The sequence below is a fragment of the Methylobacterium sp. E-041 genome (assembly GCF_022829665.1).
Taxonomy (GTDB): Bacteria; Pseudomonadota; Alphaproteobacteria; order Rhizobiales; family Beijerinckiaceae; genus Methylobacterium.
Genome location: NZ_JAKSYQ010000299.1, coordinates 154,812 through 171,885, shown reverse-complemented (window position 1 = coordinate 171,885; position 17,074 = coordinate 154,812). Strand labels below are relative to the sequence as shown.

General features: G+C 72.3%; 16 protein-coding genes. 9 read left to right on the top strand and 7 right to left on the bottom strand.

Translation table 11 applies throughout. The features are described from left to right. Nucleotides 1-22 precede the first annotated feature (22 nt). From MKK70_RS28865 to rsmA, 3 genes are all read left to right on the top strand, one after another. A complete protein-coding gene (locus tag MKK70_RS28865; protein WP_243951425.1) occupies nt 23-2,623 on the top strand; it encodes an LPS-assembly protein LptD in 2,601 nt (866 codons plus the stop codon). 75 nt (nt 2,624-2,698) lie between these two features. After that, on the top strand, nt 2,699-3,817 hold the full coding sequence (pdxA, locus tag MKK70_RS28860) for a 4-hydroxythreonine-4-phosphate dehydrogenase PdxA (RefSeq protein ID WP_243951423.1): 1,119 nt from the start codon (nt 2,699-2,701) through the stop codon (nt 3,815-3,817). Nucleotides 3,818-3,923: 106 nt separating this feature from the next. Then, nucleotides 3,924-4,787, top strand: a complete 864-nt coding sequence (gene rsmA / locus MKK70_RS28855) for a 16S rRNA (adenine(1518)-N(6)/adenine(1519)-N(6))-dimethyltransferase RsmA (protein ID WP_243951421.1) — start codon at nt 3,924-3,926, stop codon at nt 4,785-4,787. A 34-nt stretch (nt 4,788-4,821) separates the two neighbouring features. Here rsmA and MKK70_RS28850 read toward each other — a convergent pair whose 3' ends face one another. From MKK70_RS28850 to MKK70_RS28840, 3 genes are all read right to left on the bottom strand, one after another. Next, complete coding sequence (locus tag MKK70_RS28850) at nt 4,822-5,790, bottom strand: TIM44-like domain-containing protein (protein WP_147860223.1); 969 nt, start codon at nt 5,788-5,790, stop codon at nt 4,822-4,824. Nucleotides 5,791-5,932: 142 nt separating this feature from the next. Further along, on the bottom strand, nt 5,933-7,024 hold the full coding sequence (locus MKK70_RS28845) for an ATP-binding protein (RefSeq protein WP_243933930.1): 1,092 nt from the start codon (nt 7,022-7,024) through the stop codon (nt 5,933-5,935). A gap of 336 nt (nt 7,025-7,360) precedes the next feature. After that, a complete protein-coding gene (locus MKK70_RS28840) occupies nt 7,361-7,993 on the bottom strand; it encodes a helix-turn-helix transcriptional regulator (protein WP_147727904.1) in 633 nt (210 codons plus the stop codon). Nucleotides 7,994-8,182: 189 nt separating this feature from the next. Here MKK70_RS28840 and MKK70_RS28835 point away from each other — a divergent pair, with 189 nt between their 5' ends. Both MKK70_RS28835 and MKK70_RS28830 read left to right on the top strand, forming a co-directional pair. Next, on the top strand, nt 8,183-8,530 hold the full coding sequence (locus MKK70_RS28835; protein WP_243951419.1) for a DUF952 domain-containing protein: 348 nt from the start codon (nt 8,183-8,185) through the stop codon (nt 8,528-8,530). Continuing rightward, nucleotides 8,527-9,615 carry a quinone-dependent dihydroorotate dehydrogenase gene (locus tag MKK70_RS28830; RefSeq protein WP_243951417.1) on the top strand — a complete coding sequence of 363 codons (1,089 nt, stop codon included), beginning with the start codon at nt 8,527-8,529 and terminating at the stop codon, nt 9,613-9,615. Before MKK70_RS28835 ends, MKK70_RS28830 begins: the two co-directional genes overlap by 4 nt. Before the next feature lie 81 nt (nt 9,616-9,696). On the opposite strand, the gene MKK70_RS28825 is transcribed toward MKK70_RS28830, so the two are convergent. After that, entirely contained in the window at nt 9,697-9,978 is a 282-nt protein-coding gene (locus MKK70_RS28825) for a hypothetical protein (RefSeq protein WP_147843450.1), read from the bottom strand. A gap of 161 nt (nt 9,979-10,139) precedes the next feature. On the opposite strand from MKK70_RS28825, the gene MKK70_RS28820 reads away from it, so the two are divergent. Genes MKK70_RS28820 through MKK70_RS28810 form a run of 3 tightly spaced genes read left to right on the top strand, consistent with a single transcriptional unit; the run spans nt 10,140 to nt 13,581 of the window. After that, entirely contained in the window at nt 10,140-12,449 is a 2,310-nt protein-coding gene (locus MKK70_RS28820; RefSeq protein WP_243951415.1) for an FdhF/YdeP family oxidoreductase, read from the top strand. Beyond that, nucleotides 12,446-12,751 (top strand): hypothetical protein, encoded by a 306-nt coding sequence (locus tag MKK70_RS28815; RefSeq protein ID WP_147860222.1) that lies wholly within the window; start codon nt 12,446-12,448, stop codon nt 12,749-12,751. Before MKK70_RS28820 ends, MKK70_RS28815 begins: the two co-directional genes overlap by 4 nt. Nucleotides 12,752-12,810: 59 nt before the next feature. Beyond that, nucleotides 12,811-13,581 (top strand): class I SAM-dependent methyltransferase, encoded by a 771-nt coding sequence (locus MKK70_RS28810; RefSeq protein WP_243951413.1) that lies wholly within the window; start codon nt 12,811-12,813, stop codon nt 13,579-13,581. 232 nt (nt 13,582-13,813) lie between these two features. On the opposite strand, the gene MKK70_RS28805 is transcribed toward MKK70_RS28810, so the two are convergent. Continuing rightward, nucleotides 13,814-14,209 (bottom strand): hypothetical protein, encoded by a 396-nt coding sequence (locus tag MKK70_RS28805; RefSeq protein ID WP_243951411.1) that lies wholly within the window; start codon nt 14,207-14,209, stop codon nt 13,814-13,816. A 118-nt stretch (nt 14,210-14,327) separates the two neighbouring features. Further along, nucleotides 14,328-15,212, bottom strand: a complete 885-nt coding sequence (locus MKK70_RS28800) for an HpcH/HpaI aldolase/citrate lyase family protein (RefSeq protein ID WP_147729473.1) — start codon at nt 15,210-15,212, stop codon at nt 14,328-14,330. Nucleotides 15,213-15,410: 198 nt separating this feature from the next. Between MKK70_RS28800 and MKK70_RS28795 the strand changes: the two genes are divergently transcribed. Next, a complete protein-coding gene (locus MKK70_RS28795) occupies nt 15,411-15,740 on the top strand; it encodes a hypothetical protein (RefSeq protein ID WP_243933247.1) in 330 nt (109 codons plus the stop codon). A gap of 10 nt (nt 15,741-15,750) precedes the next feature. On the opposite strand, the gene MKK70_RS28790 is transcribed toward MKK70_RS28795, so the two are convergent. After that, nucleotides 15,751-17,028 carry an MATE family efflux transporter gene (locus MKK70_RS28790; RefSeq protein ID WP_243951504.1) on the bottom strand — a complete coding sequence of 426 codons (1,278 nt, stop codon included), beginning with the start codon at nt 17,026-17,028 and terminating at the stop codon, nt 15,751-15,753. Between the last annotated feature and the right edge of the window lie 46 nt (nt 17,029-17,074).

The window sequence follows — 17,074 nt, the reverse complement described above, 5'->3', positions numbered from 1 at the left end:
GTCAGCGGAGTTGGGACAGGCGTTGCGTAAGGTCGCCGACATCGCGAAGGTCCTCGGGCTGCTGGCGCTGCTCTGCGCCGGCACGTCCGTCGGCGGTGCCGTGCCTGCGGGCGCCCAGGGCCTGCCGGGCGGCAAGCCGGTCGCCGGCAAGCCCGTGGCCGGCAAGCCCGGCGACAAGCTCCTCGTCGAGGCCGACGAGCTGATCTACGACAACGACAAGAACACCGTCACGGCGCGCGGCAACGCCGAGCTGCATTACGGCCCGCGCACGCTGCAGGCCGACCGCGTCCGCTACGACCGGACCTCGAGCCGCGTCTTCGCCGAGGGCAACGTCCGCCTGACCGATCAGGACGGCGCCGTCGTCACCGGCGAGAAGATGGAGCTCACCGACGACTTCAAGAGCGGTTTCATCGACAGCCTGCGCATCCAGCAGACCGTGGAGCGCAAGGGCGAGACCATCCGCACGCGCTTCTCGTCGCCGCGCGGCGAGCGGCTGGAAGGCGAGCAGACCAGCTTCGATTCCGGCACCTACACCGCCTGCGAGCCGTGCCGCGACCACCCGGAGAAGCCGCCGCTGTGGCAGGTGCGCGCCGCCAAGATCATCCACAACAACGAGACCCACACGATCTACTTCGAGGACTCGACCGTCGAGATCGCCGGGATCCCGGTCGCCTACCTGCCGTATTTCGAGTCCGCCGACCCGACGGTGAAGCGCCAGAGCGGCTTCCTGACCCCGCGCTTCATCAACACGACGGCGCTCGGCACCGGCCTGACGGTGCCGTACTTCTTCAACCTCGCGCCGGATTACGACCTGACGCTGTCGCCGTCCTTCCTGAGCCGCCAGGGCGTGCTCGGGCAGGGCGAGTTCCGCCAGCGCCTCGACAACGGCAGCTACAACCTGCGGGTCTCGGGCATCTTCCAGACGACGCCCTCGGCCTTCCTGCCGGGGCCGATCGGCGCGGGCGACCGCGACTTCCGCGGCTCGATCGAATCGAAGGGCCGGTTCTACATCAACGACCGCTGGCGCACCGGCTGGGACCTCGTCGGCGTGACCGACAAGTGGTTCCTCGACAACTACCGCATCCGCAACCAGTCGATCACGACGGACTACTTCCGCGAGGCGGTATCGACCGCGTACCTCACCGGCCAGGGCGATCGCTCGTACTTCGAGATGCGCGGCTACTACTTCAAGGGCCTGTCGAGCTTCGATTGGCAGAAGGAGCAGCCACTGGTCCTGCCGGTGATCGACTACGACAAGCGCATCAACGGCCCGGGCGAGCTCGGCGGCGAGGTCCGCTTCCAGGCCAACATCACCAGCCTGACCCGCGAGGCGACGGACTTCCAGGGCCTGCCGCGCACCGGCACCTACCTGTTCAGCCCGAGCGTCAACGGCATCAGCTACCCGCTCTACGAGACCTGCACGACCTTCAACCGCAACACCTGCCTGGTGCGGGGCCTGGCCGGCACGGACACCCGCGCCTCGGCCCAGCTCTCCTGGCGCCGGACCTTCATCGACGACCTCGGCCAGGCGATCACCCCGTTCGCGTACCTGCGCACCGACGCGTTCTTCGTGAACCCGAGCCTGTCGGGCTACCAGAACGCCCTGGTGCCGCAGATCGCCTCCGTCGACGACGGCTTCTCCGGCCGGGTGATGCCGGCGGTCGGCATCGACTACCGCTATCCGTTCGTCAGCGATTTCGGGCCGCTCGGCGTCCACACCCTGGAGCCGATCGCCCAGGTCATCGCACGGCCCTCCGAGACCCGGATCGGCCACCTGCCGAACGAGGACGCGCAGAGCCTCGTCTTCGACGACACCTCGCTGTTCCAGTGGGACAAGTTCTCCGGCTACGACCGGGTCGAGGGCGGCGTGCGCACCAACCTCGGCGCGCAGTACTCGGTCGTCACCGCCTCGGGCTGGTACGCGAACGCGATGTTCGGCGAGTCGATCCAGCTCGCCGGCGTCAACTCGTTCCGCCGCGGCGACATCGCCAATGTCGGCCTCGATTCCGGCCTGGAGAGCACCGCCTCCGACTTCGTGGGCCGCTTCCAGGTCTCGCCGAACCAGAACATCAGCCTGATCACCCGCGCCCGCTTCGACCACGCGGACTTCAAGGTGAACCGCTTCGAGACCGGCGTCACCGCGCGCTTCGCGCCGTTCCTGCCGCTGTCGCTGTCGGCGTTCTACTCATACTACGAGGCGCAGCCGCTGCTCGGCTTCAGCCATCGCCGCGAGGGCATCACCGCGACGGCGACCTACAACATCACCCCGAACTGGTTCGTCACCGGCTCGGCGCTCGTCGACCTGACGCACTACCTCGACACGCGGACGCTCTATTCCGAGGCGCTGGCGAGCTACATCGCCAACCCGGTCGGCACCCTGCCGACCTACCAGAACCCGGGCCGGTTCTACCTGTCGGGCATGAGCGTCGGCGCCGGCTACCAGGACGAGTGCACCACGGTGTCGCTGAACTACATCGTCTCGCCGATCGCCACCGTGACCGGCGTCGCCGAGCGCAACCAGACCGTGCTGCTGCGCGTCGAGCTCAAGACCCTCGGCGAGGCCGACCTGCGCCAGAACGTCGGCACCGCCACCACCGCGGACGGCATCGCCTCGGCGCACTGAGCGCGGGAGCGGGTCGCGGCGGCGCGGGCGGCCTGCTAAGGCAGGCCTCCCCGCCGCGTAACCCCGCCGACCCCGATGCTCCCCCTCGCCCTGACGCTCGGAGACCCCGCCGGGATCGGACCGGAACTGGCGCTGGCGGCCTGGCTCGCCAGCACGCCGCGCGATCCGCTCCCCGCCTTCTTCCTCGTCGCCGACCCGGCCTTCGTCGAGCGGACCGCCAACCGGCTCGGCCTGCCCGTGCCGGTGGCCGAGATCGACCCCGAGACGGCGGCCGAGGTGTTTCCCCGCGCGCTCCCCGTGGTGGCGCTGCCGAGCGGCAGCGAGACCGAAGCCGAGCCGGGCGTCCCGGATTCGGTCACGGCCGGGGCGACGATCGAGTCGATCACCGCCGCCGTCGGATTCGTCCGCGCGTGCCGGGCCAGCGCGGTGGTGACCAACCCGATCGCCAAGTTCGTGCTGACGCGGGCGGGCTTCGCCCATCCCGGCCACACCGAGTTCCTGGCGGTGCTCGCGGTCGCGCCCGGCCGCACCCCGCCGCGCCCGGTGATGATGATCTGGAGCGAGACGCTGGCGGTCGTGCCGGTGACGATCCACGTGCCGTTGCGCGACGTGCCGGGCCTGCTGACGCAGGATCTCGTGGTTGAGACCGCCCGCATCGTCGCCCGGGATCTGTCCGAGCGCTTCGGGCTCGAAGCGCCGCGTCTGGTGCTGGCCGGCCTCAACCCGCATGCGGGCGAATCCGGCACGATCGGCCACGAGGACCGCGAGGTGCTGGCACCGGCGGTGGCGCGGTTGCGTACCGAGGGCATCGACATCCGCGGGCCGCTGCCGGCCGACACCCTGTTCCACGCGCGGGCGCGGCAGACCTACGACGTGGCGCTCTGCCCGACCCACGACCAGGCGCTGATCCCGGTGAAGACCATCGCCTTCGACGACGGCGTCAACGTCACCCTCGGGCTGCCCTTCGTGCGCACCTCGCCGGACCACGGCACCGCCTTCGACATCGCCGGCAAGGGCCTCGCCCGCCCCGACAGCCTGATCGCCGCGATCCGTCTGGCCGACCGCCTCGCCCGCACCGCCGCGGCGCGGGCCGGCGGCGCGGGCCGCACCGCCGACGTGATCCCGCTCAACGCCTATGCCGGCCGCCCCCGCTCTGCCCCGGCCGCGCATTTCGATGCGGAGGACGAGCTGTGAGCATCGTTTTTCGAAACGCCGAACGCCCCTTCCCTCCCCCCGCAGAGGGGGGAGGGAGACGCGGGCGCCTGAGCCGTGTCGGCGCGCACCTGAACTCACGCTCCTCATGACCGCCCCCGACGGCCTGCCCCCCTTGCGCGAGGTGGTGGCGCGGCATGGGCTGGAGCCGAAGAAGGCGCTCGGCCAGAACTTCCTGTACGACCTCAACCTCACCGGGCGGATCGCCCGCGCGGCCGGCCCGCTCGCGGGCGTCACCGTGCTGGAGGTCGGGCCGGGGCCCGGCGGGCTGACGCGGGCGCTGCTCGCCGAGGGCGCCGCGCGGGTGATCGCGGTCGAGCGCGATCCCCGCGCCCTGCCGGCCCTGGCCGAGATCGCGGCGCACCATCCCGGGCGGCTGACGGTCGTCGACGCCGACGCCCTGGCCTTCGACCCGCGGCCGCTGATCGGCGACGGGCCGGCGCGGATCGTGGCGAACCTGCCCTACAACGTCGGCACCGCCCTGCTCACCGGCTGGCTCGAAGGCGAGGCCTGGCCGCCGTGGTGGGATTCCGCCACGCTGATGTTCCAGCGCGAGGTCGCCGAGCGCATCGTCGCCGACGAGTCGGAGCGGGCCGATTACGGCCGCCTCGGCGTGCTGTGCGGCTGGCGCACGCAGAGCGACATCCTGTTCGACGTGGCGCCCTCCGCCTTCGTGCCGCCGCCGAAGGTGACCTCGAGCGTCGTGCGCATCGTCCCGCGCGCCGCCCCCCTGCCCTGCCGGGCGGGCGCGCTCGAGGCGGTGACGCGCGCCGCCTTCGGGCAGCGCCGCAAGATGCTGCGCCAGAGCCTGAAGGGGCTGACGCCGGAGCCCATCGCCCTGCTCGCGGAGGCCGGCATCGCCGAGACCGCGCGGGCCGAGGAGGTGCCGGTGGCCGGCTTCGTCTGGCTCGCCAACCTCTGGGACGCGCATAGAAAGGCCGGCGCCCCGTGAGGGACGCCGGCCGGTTTCGTCGAAGCGTGGCGTCTCAGCGGGTCTGCTGGATCGCCGAGAGGATCCACGGGCGCCCGGGCGTGCGCACGAAGGTCCAGAACTCGGTCGCCTCGCCCGGCTCGGTGGAGACGACGCGGTTGCTGTTCCGGTCGATCGTCACGTCCTTCAGGGTGTAGCGCATCGCCACCGTGGCGAAGTCCTGCGCGCCCTCGCCCCACGATTCCGACAGGTCGCCCTGCTGCAGCTTCACGTCCGAGATGCGGTTGACGACGCCGCGGGCGGCATTGCCGCGCAGCTCCTCCTCGAAGTAGCCGGCCATCTCCGGCGTCGCGAGGTTGCGCAGGCCGACCATGTCCTCGTGCGAATAGGCATCCTGGACCTCGTTGAGCAGGCGCTCGAACGACTGGAAGTCGTTCGGGCCGATCTGCACCGGGCGCTGCTGCGGCGGACGCTGGGCGCCGCCCATCATGCCGCCGGCGCCGGCCGAACCGCCGAGGCCGGGATTGCCGCCCCCGGCCGCGTTCGGATCCATGCCCGAACGGGCGTAGGGCGCGCCCGCGGCGGCCGGCTCTCCGTTGCGGCGGCGGAACCAGCGCACCGCGAAGGAGACGAGCAGCACCACGAGGCCGACCTGCAGCAGCAGGCCGAGCATGGAGGCGATGCCGCCGAGCCCGCCGAAGAAGCCGCCGCCGAGCAGCGCGCCGAGGAGGCCGGCGCCGAGCAGGCCGGCCATGAAGCCGCCGCCGAAGCGGGGGCGCGCGGCAGGGGCCTGCATGCCGGGGTTGGTCATGCCCGGCGAGGGCTGCGTCTGGGTGCGCTGCATCGGCGCCGCGCTCGGGGCGGTCGTGGTGGCCGACGGCGCGTTGAACGTGCGCGAGCCGCGCGAGCCCATGCTGGCGCCGCCGCCCGGCCGGGCCTCGACGGCGGGCGCCGCGACCGTCAGCGCGGCCGCCAGCGCCAGGATGGTCGCCGCACGCTTGCGGCGCGTGGTGGAGGTGAGCATCGATACGCCTCTAATCATCTCGAAACGTCGTGGACGTCGTCAAACGTCCTGGCGCGAGCGCCGACGATTAAGATGGTGACGCGGGGCGCGGGGTTTTAGTCCGTCGGTCCGCGATGTTTTCCGCAGCATCGCGAACGAATCGTTAGTGCGGGCCGGATGCGGCCCGCTCGGGCGCGGCCGGAAACACCAGCCGCACCTGCGTGCCCTCCCCCGCCCGGCTGTCCAGGGCGATGGTGCCGTTCTGCCGCTTCATCAGCCCGTGGACGATGGCGAGCCCCGCCCCGCGGCCGGCCTCGCGGCTGGTGGCGAAGGGTGCGAGCGCCCGGGCCAGCATCTCCGGCGACATGCCGGCGCCGGTGTCGGCGATGCGGATGCCGACCGCGCCGTCCTCCGGACGCTGGACCGACCGGTCGCCGGGTGCGATGTGGAAGCTCTCGATCCGGATCGTGCCGCCGTCCGGCATCGCCTCGCAGGCGTTGGTGACGACGTGGCCGAGCGCCAGCTCGACCTGGAGCGGGTTGCTGATCGCCCGCGGCAGGCCGGGCGTGCCGGCGACCTCCAGGCGCACGCCGGCGGGCAGGCCGGGGCGCAGGCGCTCCGCGGTCGCGGCGACGAGCGCGTCGAGGTCGATCGGGCGCACGTCGGGGGCGATCTTGCGCGAGTAGGCCAGCAGCTGGCGCGTGAGGATCGCGGCACGCTCGGTGGCATCGGTCGAGCGGCTCATCGCCCGCTGGATGAACGGCTCCTGGCTGTCGCCGAGCCGGCGCTTCAGCCCGTCGATGTAGCCGATCAGGATCTGGAGGAAGTTGTTGAACTCGTGCGCGACGCTGTTGGTGAGCAGCCCCAGCGCCTCGCGCTGTCGCGACAGCACCAGGGCGCTCTCGGCGTCGCGCCGGCGCGTCACGTCGAAGACCTGCCCGAGGCGGTACGGGCTCCCGGCGATGGGACCGAGGGTCAGGCGCGCCCAAAAGGTGGAGCCGTCGCCGCGCGCCGCCAGGAACTCGGCGCCGTCGTCGAGGGTGCGGCGGTCGGCCGCCAGAAGCCGGACGTTCCGCCCGACCAGGGCCGCGGCTTCCAGCCCGGCGAGGTGCAGCAGGGCCGGGTTGGCGTGCACGATCGGCGCGTCGGGCCGGCGCGGGTCGAACAGGAAGGCGGGCGCCGCGGCATCGAGCAGCGCGGTCCAGCCGGCCTCGAGCGCCGGTTCGTCGAAGGCGTCCGCGTCGGGCTCTGCCATGCTCTCGTCCGGCCTCGCGGAGCGACGGCCCCGACGCGCTCAGCGATAGCCGCATCGCGCCGGACGGCCAAGCCTGAAGCGCGGCCGCGGGACGCGGCGGCGGTCGGGCGCCCAACTGCCGAAGCGGGTCCACCGTCTCTCGCAGGCCCCATCCGGGGCTGCGTCGGGCCTCAGGCCCTTCAACACAATCGCGTCATTCCGCGGCGCCGAAGGCGAACGCGGTATCCAGAACCACAGGCCGTGCTCGGGAAAGCGCCGCCGACGGGTCTGGATCCCCGGCTCCGCTGCGCGGCCCCGGGACGACGGAGCGGAGGACCGACCGCCCCCCGACAGCCTCTACTGCCGGATCCACATCACCCGGGCGATCCAGGCGATCTCGCCGACGTTGAGGTTGCGGTCTTCGTGCTCGGGGTTGAGCGAGGCGAGCTCGACCGTGCGCGCGGTGCGCCGGCGGAGTTCCTTGGCCAGCACCTCGCCGGAATGCAGCCGCACCACCACGCGGTCGCCCTTGCGCACGCCCGCCGACGGCGAGACGATCAACACGTCGCCGTCGCGGAACAGCGGCAGCATCGAATCGCCCTGCACCTCCAGGGCGAAGGCGCGCTCCTCGCCGAGATCGGGAAACTCGATCTCCTCCCAGCCGGGGCCGCCGGTCGGCATGCCCTCGTCGGTGAACTGGCGGCCGGCGCCGGCCTGAGTCAGGCCGATCAGCGGAACGGTCGCGCGCGGCGGCCCTTCGCGCGCCTCGATCAGCCGCAGGAAGTCGTCGAGGCTGGCGCCGGTCGCGGCCAGCACCTTCGACACCGACTCGGTGGAGGGCCAGCGCTTGCGGCCGTCGACGCCGACGCGCTTGGATCGGTTGAAACTGGTGGCGTCGAGGCCGGAACGTCGGGCGAGGCCGGATGGCGAAAAGCCGTGGCGCTCGGCCAGACGGTCGATGGCATTCCAAATCTGCTCGTGGGACAGCATGCGTGACCAAGGCGAAAACGACCGCTGAGACGCACGGCCTAGTTGTAGGAAAGTAGAACTACGGATTGAAAAAGGCAATCGGCCGAATGGGTGATCCACGCCGTTCCGCTGGCCCGGTCGCACCCCGAAACGGTTGCCAGGAGGCGGCCCGGCACCCTATCGACGGCGCATCGGAGACCGGGTGCCGCGATGACGCTGATCTACAAGATCTGTCCCGAGACGCTTTGGCGGGACGCGGAGGGCCTCGGCCGGTTCACCGGCGCCGGGATCGACCGGGCCGACGGTTTCATCCACTTTTCCACAGCCGCGCAGCTCGCGGAGACCGCGCGGCGGCACTTTTCCGGACAGAACGACCTCGTGCTCGTCGCCGTCGAGGCGGAGGCGCTCGGCCCCGCGCTGCGGTTCGAGCCCTCCCGCGGCGGCGATCTGTTCCCGCACCTCTACGGCGACCTGCCCCTCGACGCGGTACGCAGCGTGAGCGCGCTGCCGCTCGGCCCCGACGGCGTGCCCGCGCTGCCCGCGGAGATGCCGGCATGATCGGCGCCCTGTTCCCGCTGCTTCGCCCGGCCCTCCACGGCCTCGACGCGGAGCACGCACACAACCTCACCGTTCGCGCGCTGACCCTGCTGCCGGCCCGCACGCCGCCGGCCGACGATGCACGGCTCGCGGTCGAGGTGTTCGGCCGAAGGTTTCCGAATCCGGTCGGGCTCGCGGCGGGTTTCGACAAGGGCGCGCAGGCGGCCGACGCCCTGCTCGGCCTGGGTTTCGGCTTCGTCGAGGTCGGCGGCGTGGTGCCGAAGCCCCAGCCCGGCAACCCGCGCCCGCGGGTGTTCCGGCTTCCCGGCGACCGGGCGGTGATCAACCGTTTCGGGCTCAACAGCGCCGGCCTCGACGTCGTCGCCGAGCGCCTGCGGGCGCGGGCCGGGCGGCCGGGGATCGTCGGCGTCAACATCGGCGCCAACAAGGACGCGACCGACCGGCTCGCCGACTACGTCGCCTGCACCGGGCGGCTGGCGCCGCTGGTCGACTTCGTCACCGTCAACGTGTCGTCGCCCAACACCCCGGGCCTGCGCGACCTCCAGGGCGAGGCCTTCCTCGACGACCTGCTCGCCCGCGTGGTCGCGACCCGCGACGCGGCCGCAGCCCGGAACGGCACGAAGGCCGCGATCCTCCTGAAGATCGCCCCAGACATCACGCTGGACGCGCTCGATGCGATCTGCGCGACCGCGATCCGCCGCGGGGTTCAGGCGCTCGTGGTCTCGAACACCACGATCGCGCGGCCGGCCTCGCTCACCGAGACGAAGCTCTCGGGGGAGGCCGGCGGCCTGTCCGGCCGTCCGCTCTTCGCGCCCTCGACGCGGATGCTGGCCGAGACCTACCGGCGCGTCGGCGACAGGCTGCCCCTGGTCGGCGTCGGCGGCATCGACTCGGCCGAGGCCGCCTGGACCAAGATCCGCGCCGGCGCGAGCCTGCTGCAGCTCTACTCGGCGCTGGTCTACGAAGGCCCCGGCCTCGTCTCCACGATCAAGCGCGGCCTGCTCGAGCGGATGCGGGCTGAGGGGCTGGCAAGCCTGGCCGAGATCGTCGGGCGCGACGCGACGGCGTTGTCCAAGGCGGCTTAGACCGGCGCCCTTCCCTCCCCCGCAGAGGGGGGGAGGGAGGGCGCGGCTTCGTTTGCAGTCACGGAAGCGCTTGCCGCCCGCTCACGCACGCCGCCGCGTCCCGACCAGCACCGCGCCGGCGACGACGGCGCCGATCAGACCCCACTTCACCGGCAGCAGCGCGGCCCCCTCGCTCGGGAGCGGTTCCGCGACGAAGCGGCCGGGTGCGATCTCCACCCCCGGCTTGCCGTGCGCCCGCGCGTCGGCGATCTGGCTCGCCGTGACGGCCCAGGCGGCATCCCGGGCCCGGTCGTGCGCCATCATCGCGATCGCGACCGCGCAGCCGGCCGCCAGCGCCGCGACGATCCGAACCCGTGCCTGCATCGACCGACCCTTCGCCGTGTCCGGAAACGAGAACCGTTAAAAATGCGCGCGTGCCGGACGCATGAGGGGGGTGCGCCGGGGCACGATTGAGAAGCACCCACGCGGTCTCTTATCTCGCAAGTGCGTGATCGCCACGCGCGAAACCCGATTCAGGCCCCGTCATGACCGACCCCGTCGCCACGCCCAAGCGCTCCTCGGCCGCAGGCGGCTGGGGCGCGCTGAAGAGCTGCGGCAAGCATCTCCTCGGCAGCCGCTCCCCGCTCTCGGGCGCCCGCGCCTTGCTCAAGGCGAACCAGCCCGACGGGTTCGACTGCCCCGGCTGCGCCTGGGGCGACCCGGAGCACGGCTCGTCGTTCGAGTTCTGCGAGAACGGCGTGAAGGCGGTGTCGTGGGAGGCCACCGACAAGCGCACGCCGCCGAAGTTCTTCGCGCGCCACACCGTGACCGAGCTGCGCGGCTGGAGCGACTACGCCCTCGAAGGCGAGGGCCGCCTCACCCATCCGATGCGCTACGATTCCGCGAGCGACCGCTACGTCGCGGTGACGTGGGACGCGGCCTTCGCCGAGATCGGCGCGACGCTGCGCGGCCTCGACCACCCGGACCAGGCCGAGTTCTACACCTCCGGCCGCGCCTCGAACGAGGCCGCCTACCTGTACCAGCTGTTCGCCCGCGCCTACGGCACCAACAACTTCCCCGACTGCTCGAACATGTGCCACGAGGCCAGCGGCATCGGGCTCGGCCAGGCCATCGGCATCGGCAAGGGCACGGTGCTCCTGGAGGATTTCGAGAAGGCCGACGCGATCTTCGTCGTCGGGCAGAACCCCGGCACCAACCACCCGCGCATGCTGGCCGACCTGCGCAAGGCCGCCGAGCGCGGCACCAAGGTCGTCGTGTTCAACCCCGTGCGCGAGCGCGGCCTGGAGCGCTTCGCCGACCCGCAGAACACCGTCGAGATGCTGCGCGGCGCGAGCCGGCCGATCGCCAGCCACTACCTGCAGCCGCGGCTCGGCGGCGACATGGCCGCCTTCCGCGGCATCGCCAAGGCGGTGTTTTCCGCCGACGACGCGGCGCTCGCCGCCGGCCGCCCCTCGGTGCTCGACCGCGCCTTCCTCAACAGCCACACCGAAGGCCTCGCCGCCTACCGCGCCGCGGTCGACGCGACCACTTGGGACGCGATCGAGGACCAGTCGGGCCTCGCCCGCGCCGTGCTCGAGGAGGTGGCGGCGATCTACGTCGCCTCGTCGAAGTCGATCGCCACCTGGGCGATGGGCGTGACCCAGCATCGCCACTCGGTGGCGACGGTGCGCGAGATCGCCAACCTGATGTTCCTGCGCGGCAACATCGGGCGGCCCGGCGCGGGCCTGTGCCCGGTGCGCGGCCACTCGAACGTGCAGGGCGACCGCACGGTCGGCATCAACGAGAAGCCCCCGGCCGCCCTGCTCGACGCGCTCGAGCGCGAGTTCGGCTTCGCAGCCCCGCGCCGGCACGGGCACAACGTGCTGGCCGCCATCGGCGCGATGCTCGACGGCAGCGCCAAGGCCTTCATCGGCCTCGGCGGCAACTTCGCCCGCGCCACGCCGGACACGGCTCTGGTGGCCAAGGCGCTGGCCTCGTGCGAGCTGACCGTCCACATCGCGACGAAGCTGAACCACTCGCACCTGGTGCCGGGCCGGGTCGCCTACGTGCTGCCCTGCCTCGGGCGCACCGAGATCGACCGGAACGCCGCCGGCAAGACTCAGATCGTGACCGTCGAGGATTCGATGAGCATGGTCCACGGCTCGGGCGGCATCAACAAGCCGGCCTCGAAGGAGCTGCGCTCGGAGATCGCGATCATCGCCGGCATGGCCGCGGCCACCGTCGGCTCGGGCCGGATCGACTGGGCGGAAATGGCCGAGGATTACGACCGCATCCGCGACCGGATCGAGCGCACGATCCCGGGATTTACCGGCTACAATGTCCGGGTGCGGCGCCCGCGCGGCTTCATGCTGCGCAATCTCGCCGCCGAGCGGGTGTTCGAGACCGCCACCGGCCACGCCAACTTCTCCGCCGACGCGCTCCCCGAGGCGACCGAGCACCAGGTGGCCTCGGCGGCCGAGAACACCTTCGTGCTGCAGACCTTCCGCAGCCACGACCAGTACAACACCACGATCTACGGCCTCGACGACCGCTACCGCGGCGTCTACGGCGAGCGCCGGGTGATCTTCTGCCACCCGGACGACCTCGCGACCCTGCGTGAAAGCTTCGGCGAGCGGGTCGACGTGGTCGGCCTGCATGCGGACGGCACGTCGCGCATCGCCGAGGATTTCCGGCTGGTGCCGTTCGACATGCCGCGCGGGAGCCTGGCCGGCTACTATCCCGAACTCAACGTGCTGGTGCCGCTCTCGACCTTCGGCGCCGAGAGCGACACGCCGACCTCGAAGTCGGTGCTGGTCACGGTGCGCGGGCGCGCGGAAGCGGCCGCGGCGGCTTGAGCGAGGCCGACGACGCCGCGTTCCTCGCGCTGGTCGACGCGATCGCCCGCCGGCGGCCGGATCTCGGATCGATCGAGGCCGTGCTGCTGGCGGCGGCACAGGGCGGCCTGGCCGCCGACAGCCGCGGCCTCGCCAAAGCCCTCGACGTCGCCCACGCCCACGCGCTGCGCGCCGTCACCGCCCTGGAGGAAGCCGGGCTCCTCGCGGTGGGCCGGCGCGACGCCCGGTCGGGCCGGGCGCACTACGCGTTGACCGGGGACGGCACGGCCCTGGTCGCCGCCGCGGCGGCCGACCCGGCTTGACGCCTGCCTGCGGGGCGGCGAACCCGTGGGGCAGCGTTCGAGGGAAGCGAGGGCTCGGGATGGACACGATCCACCGGTCGGCCGCGGCCGGCTATGCCGCCCAGGCCGACACCTACGTCAGCGGCCGCCCGGACTATCCGCCCGCCCTCGACGGCTGGCTGCGCGACGACCTGCGGCTCGGCCCCGGCCGCACCGTGCTCGACCTCGGCGCGGGCACCGGAAAGTTCACCCCGCGCCTCTCCGCCACCGGGGCGCGCGTCGTCGCCGTCGAGCCGGTGCCGGAGATGCTGGCACGGCTCGCCGCGCGAAATCCCGATGTCGCGGCCCATCCAGGGCATGCGGAGGCCATCCCCCTCGCGGACGGTTCGGTCGACGCGGTCGTCTGCGCGCAGTCCTTCCACTGGTTTTCCACCCCGGCGGCGCTCGCCGAGATCCGCCGCGTGCTCCGCCCCGGCGGCACGCTCGGGCTGGTCTGGAACGTGCGCGACGAATCCGTGCCCTGGGTCGCGGCGCTGACGCGGATCGTCGACGCCTACGAGGACGACACCCCGCGCTACCGCACGCAAAACTGGCGCGCGGTGTTCCCCGGCCCGGGCTTCGGCCCCCTGCACGAGCGGCGCCTGCCGCACCGGCACGTCGGACCGCCGGAGGACGTGATCGTCGGCCGTGCGCTCTCGGTCAGCTTCATCGCCGCCCTGCCCCCGGGCGAGCAGGCGGCCGTCGCCGCCGAGATACGGGGGCTGATCGCCGCCACGCCGGACCTCGCCGGGCACGACAGCGTGGCCTACCCCTACGAGACGGTGGCGTTCCACTGCACGGCATCGGGCTGACCGGTCGCGATTTGATGCCGGAACAGCCCAGGACGTTGTCACGAGCCAGGAAGGGGAGACCTCATCGCGGGAGGAATATCGAACTCCCGAGCGATGTCCGTGATCCCTGGATCACGGGAATGGCTCCATTTGGGCGGTCGCGTTTTCTGCACGCGAACCGGAAGCAACCTCGCCCTGGAATGCTCTAGCTCTTTCCCCGAAGCGAACACGACGATTGCCACGATCGGCGCCGTCATCCTCTCGGATGAGCCGGCAGCGGATCGATCTGCAGAGGCGCGGGGCGAACGAGGCCGCACGCCCGATCGCCGATCGCGAGGGTCTTCATCTGATCGGCCTTGAAGCGTTCGGCAAACGCGTCGGGAATCGCGCACCACGCCCGATGCGTTTCGATCCAGGCGATCGCAATGGCGCCATTCCGCTGCAGATCACCGAACAGTGCGCAGGTCGCCTCAGGCGTCTTCGTGATCGCCGACTTCGAACCGGCATTTACCGCCGCCACGAACGCCCTGCGTTCCTCGAGCATCTCTTGAAGTTTGCCGCACTCGGCTGGCTGCGCGAGCGCTACGGTTCCATGCAGGGCGCTTCCCGCGAGAGCGGCCGCCAGTGGTCGAGAGATCGCGCTCAGCATGAGCTTGACCCTTCGCGTTGCCGCAGCGTCGGAGATGGCTACGGCGTGTGGTGCGCGTTGCGCGTTTCACGCGGATCGGCGCTTCCCGAAAGCGGCCATTCGTCGGCCGCCCGTCCCCTCACTGCCCCTTGGCCTTGATCGCCTCCGACCACGTCACCGCGCGCTTGGCCATGCCGACGTGCTGGCGCTCGTACATGCGGTTCTCGACCTTGATCGCCGCGCGCTTGGCGTTCTCGGGCCGGTCGAAGGCCTCGAGCACGAGGCGGGCACGGCGGACCTCCTCCTCGGTCGGGGCGAAGGAGGTGTTGGCCGGCTCCAGCTGGTTGGGGTGGATCAGCGTCTTGCCGTCGAAGCCGAGGTCGCGCGCCTGACGGCACTCGGCGCGGCAGCCCTCGACGTCGCCGATGTCGTTCCACACGCCGTCGAGGATCGTCAGACCGGACGCGCGGGCCGCGGCGAGGGTGAACATCATCCACGGCAGCATCGGCACGCGGCCGGGCACGAGCTGGGCCCAGGTGTCCTTGGCCAGGTCGTTGGTGCCGAGCACGAAGCAGGTGAGCCGGGTGCGCCGGTCGCGGCTGGCCCGGGCGATGTCCTGGATGTTCAGGATCGCGGCCGGCGTCTCGATCATCGCCCAGACCGCGATGTCGTCCGGCGCGTCGAGGGCCTCGAGGTGGTCGGCGATGCTCTCGAGCACGGCCGGCGAGGACACCTTCGGCATCAGGATCGCGTCCGGCCGCGCCTCGATCGCCGCGCGCAGGTCCTTCTCGCCCCACGGCGTCTGGGGGGCGTTGACGCGGATGATCAGCTCGCGGTCGCCGTACGCACGGCTCTTGACCGCGGCGCAGACCTGATCGCGGGCGAGATCCTTCTCCTCCATCGAGACCGCGTCCTCGAGGTCGAGGATCAGGCAGTCGGCCGGCAGGGTCTTCGCCTTGTCGAGCGCACGCTGGTTCGAGCCCGGCATGTAGAGGACGCTGCGGCGGAGGCGGAGATCGGACATTCGGCTGGGACCCCGGATAAAATCGCGCGACCCTACCGCAACGCACTCGCCTGACCAGGGGCCGCGGCGCCGAAACCCGGAGATTCCGGCGCAATCGAAACCGCCGACGCCGTGTCGTTCGTGCAACGGCCGGGCCCCGCTTTGGTCACGTTCCGCGGCCAAGGGCTGGGGAAACGCCACCGATCGAAGGTCAAGACCATGCTGCGACACGCACTTTTCGGGCTGATGCTGACGGCGGGCCTCGCCCTGCCGGGGCCGGCCTCGGCCGCCAGCAACACGGTGGTCGGCGTCGGTTCCGGCGCGGTCGCCGGCGCGCTCGTCGCCGGCCCGATCGGGGCGGTGGCGGGGGCGGTGATCGGGGGCGTCGTCGGCTCCTCGAGCGAGCGGGCGCGGCGCCCGCGGATGCGGCGCGCCCGCCTCGTCCGGCAGCGGCGCGCGGAGGCGCCGGCCCGGCGCAGCGTGCAGCGCCGGGTCGAGGCGGTGCCGCCGGCCGGGTCCGCGCCGACCACCTGGAAGGACCCGCGCTGAGGCGGGCCGCTCAGGCGCGGCCCGGGAGGAACGTCCGCCGGGCGAGCCCAGGATAGGCCAGCGCCTGCCCGATGCCGCGCGCCCCGAGGAAGGCGAGGAAGGCCAGCCACAGGCCGGCATTGCCGAGATTCAGGCCCTGCACGAGCACGAGGGCGGCGCAATAGGCGGCGAGCGCGGCCAGCATCAGGTTGCGCATCGCCCGCGTCCAGGTCGCGCCGATGTAGATGCCGTCGTAGGCGAAGGGCAGCGCCGCGACGAAGGGGGCGGCGGCGGCCAGCGGCAGGTAGCGCCGCGCGACCGCGCGCACCGGCTCGCTCGTGGTGACGAAGTCGATGAAGGCGTGGCCGCCGACGAGCGCCAGCAGGCTGACGCCGAGGCCGAAGCCGAGGCACCAGCCGAGCGACAGCGCCGACGCCTTGCGGAACCCGCCGGCGTCGCGCCCGCCGACCGCCTGCCCGCACAGGGCCTCGGCGGCGGTGGCGAAGCCGTCGAGGAAGAACCCGCCGATCAGAAACAGATTCCACAGCACCGCGTTGGCCGCCAGCACCGCGTCGCCCTGGCGTGCGCCGAGCGCCGAGAACAGGACGATGCCCGACACGAGCGCCAGCGTCCGCACGATCACGTCGCCGTTGACCGCGAGCGTGCGCCGCAGCGCGACGGGATCGCGGACCTCGGACCACGGCACCCGCCAGGGCTTCGAGCCGAGGCGGACCAGGATCGCGAGGCCGAGGGCGAGGCCGGCCGCCTCCGCGATCACGGTGGCGAGGGCGGCGCCGGACAGGCCGAGGTCGAGGCCGAGGACCAGCGCGAGCGTCAGGCCGATGTTCACCAGGTTGATCGCCACCTGCAGCAGCAAGCCGAGATCGGTGCGGCCGCGCCCGAGCACCGAGCCGAGCACGGCGTAGTTCGCCAGCGCGAACGGCGCCGAGAGGATGCGGATGTGGATGTAGGTCGCGAGCCCCGCGATCACCGCGGGGCTCGCGCCGGTGATCCGGAAGGCGGCGGCCGCGATCGGTCCTTGCAGGACGACCAGGGCGAGGCCGGCGACGAGGGCCGCCGCGAGGGCGCGCGCCAAGGTCCGGTCGACCTCGGCGCCGTCTCGGGCGCCGACCGCCTGCGCGGTGAGGCCGGCGGTCGCCATGCGCAGCGCGCCGAACGACCAGAACAGCGCGTCGAAGATCACGGCGCCGAGGGCGATCGCCCCGAGCAGCGCGGCGTCGCCGAGCCGCCCGATCACCGTGGCGCCGACGAAGCCGAGCATCGGCGTGGTGACGTTGGCGATCGTCATCGGCAGGGCGAGCGCGAGCACGCGCCGGCCGGTGATGGGCTCGATT

What these genes read in the sequence shown, in the direction of transcription:
- pdxA (WP_243951423.1), top strand. Translation starts at nt 2,699, where the DNA reads ATGCTCCCCCTCGCCCTGACGCTCGGAGACCCCGCCGGGATCGGACCG.
- rsmA (WP_243951421.1), top strand. Translation starts at nt 3,924, where the DNA reads ATGACCGCCCCCGACGGCCTGCCCCCCTTGCGCGAGGTGGTGGCGCGG.
- MKK70_RS28850 (WP_147860223.1), bottom strand. Translation starts at nt 5,790, where the DNA reads ATGCTCACCTCCACCACGCGCCGCAAGCGTGCGGCGACCATCCTGGCG.
- MKK70_RS28845 (WP_243933930.1), bottom strand. Translation starts at nt 7,024, where the DNA reads ATGGCAGAGCCCGACGCGGACGCCTTCGACGAACCGGCGCTCGAGGCC.
- MKK70_RS28840 (WP_147727904.1), bottom strand. Translation starts at nt 7,993, where the DNA reads ATGCTGTCCCACGAGCAGATTTGGAATGCCATCGACCGTCTGGCCGAG.
- MKK70_RS28835 (WP_243951419.1), top strand. Translation starts at nt 8,183, where the DNA reads ATGACGCTGATCTACAAGATCTGTCCCGAGACGCTTTGGCGGGACGCG.
- MKK70_RS28830 (WP_243951417.1), top strand. Translation starts at nt 8,527, where the DNA reads ATGATCGGCGCCCTGTTCCCGCTGCTTCGCCCGGCCCTCCACGGCCTC.
- MKK70_RS28825 (WP_147843450.1), bottom strand. Translation starts at nt 9,978, where the DNA reads ATGCAGGCACGGGTTCGGATCGTCGCGGCGCTGGCGGCCGGCTGCGCG.
- MKK70_RS28820 (WP_243951415.1), top strand. Translation starts at nt 10,140, where the DNA reads ATGACCGACCCCGTCGCCACGCCCAAGCGCTCCTCGGCCGCAGGCGGC.
- MKK70_RS28810 (WP_243951413.1), top strand. Translation starts at nt 12,811, where the DNA reads ATGGACACGATCCACCGGTCGGCCGCGGCCGGCTATGCCGCCCAGGCC.
- MKK70_RS28805 (WP_243951411.1), bottom strand. Translation starts at nt 14,209, where the DNA reads ATGCTGAGCGCGATCTCTCGACCACTGGCGGCCGCTCTCGCGGGAAGC.
- MKK70_RS28800 (WP_147729473.1), bottom strand. Translation starts at nt 15,212, where the DNA reads ATGTCCGATCTCCGCCTCCGCCGCAGCGTCCTCTACATGCCGGGCTCG.
- MKK70_RS28795 (WP_243933247.1), top strand. Translation starts at nt 15,411, where the DNA reads ATGCTGCGACACGCACTTTTCGGGCTGATGCTGACGGCGGGCCTCGCC.
- MKK70_RS28790 (WP_243951504.1), bottom strand. Translation starts at nt 17,028, where the DNA reads ATGACGATCGCCAACGTCACCACGCCGATGCTCGGCTTCGTCGGCGCC.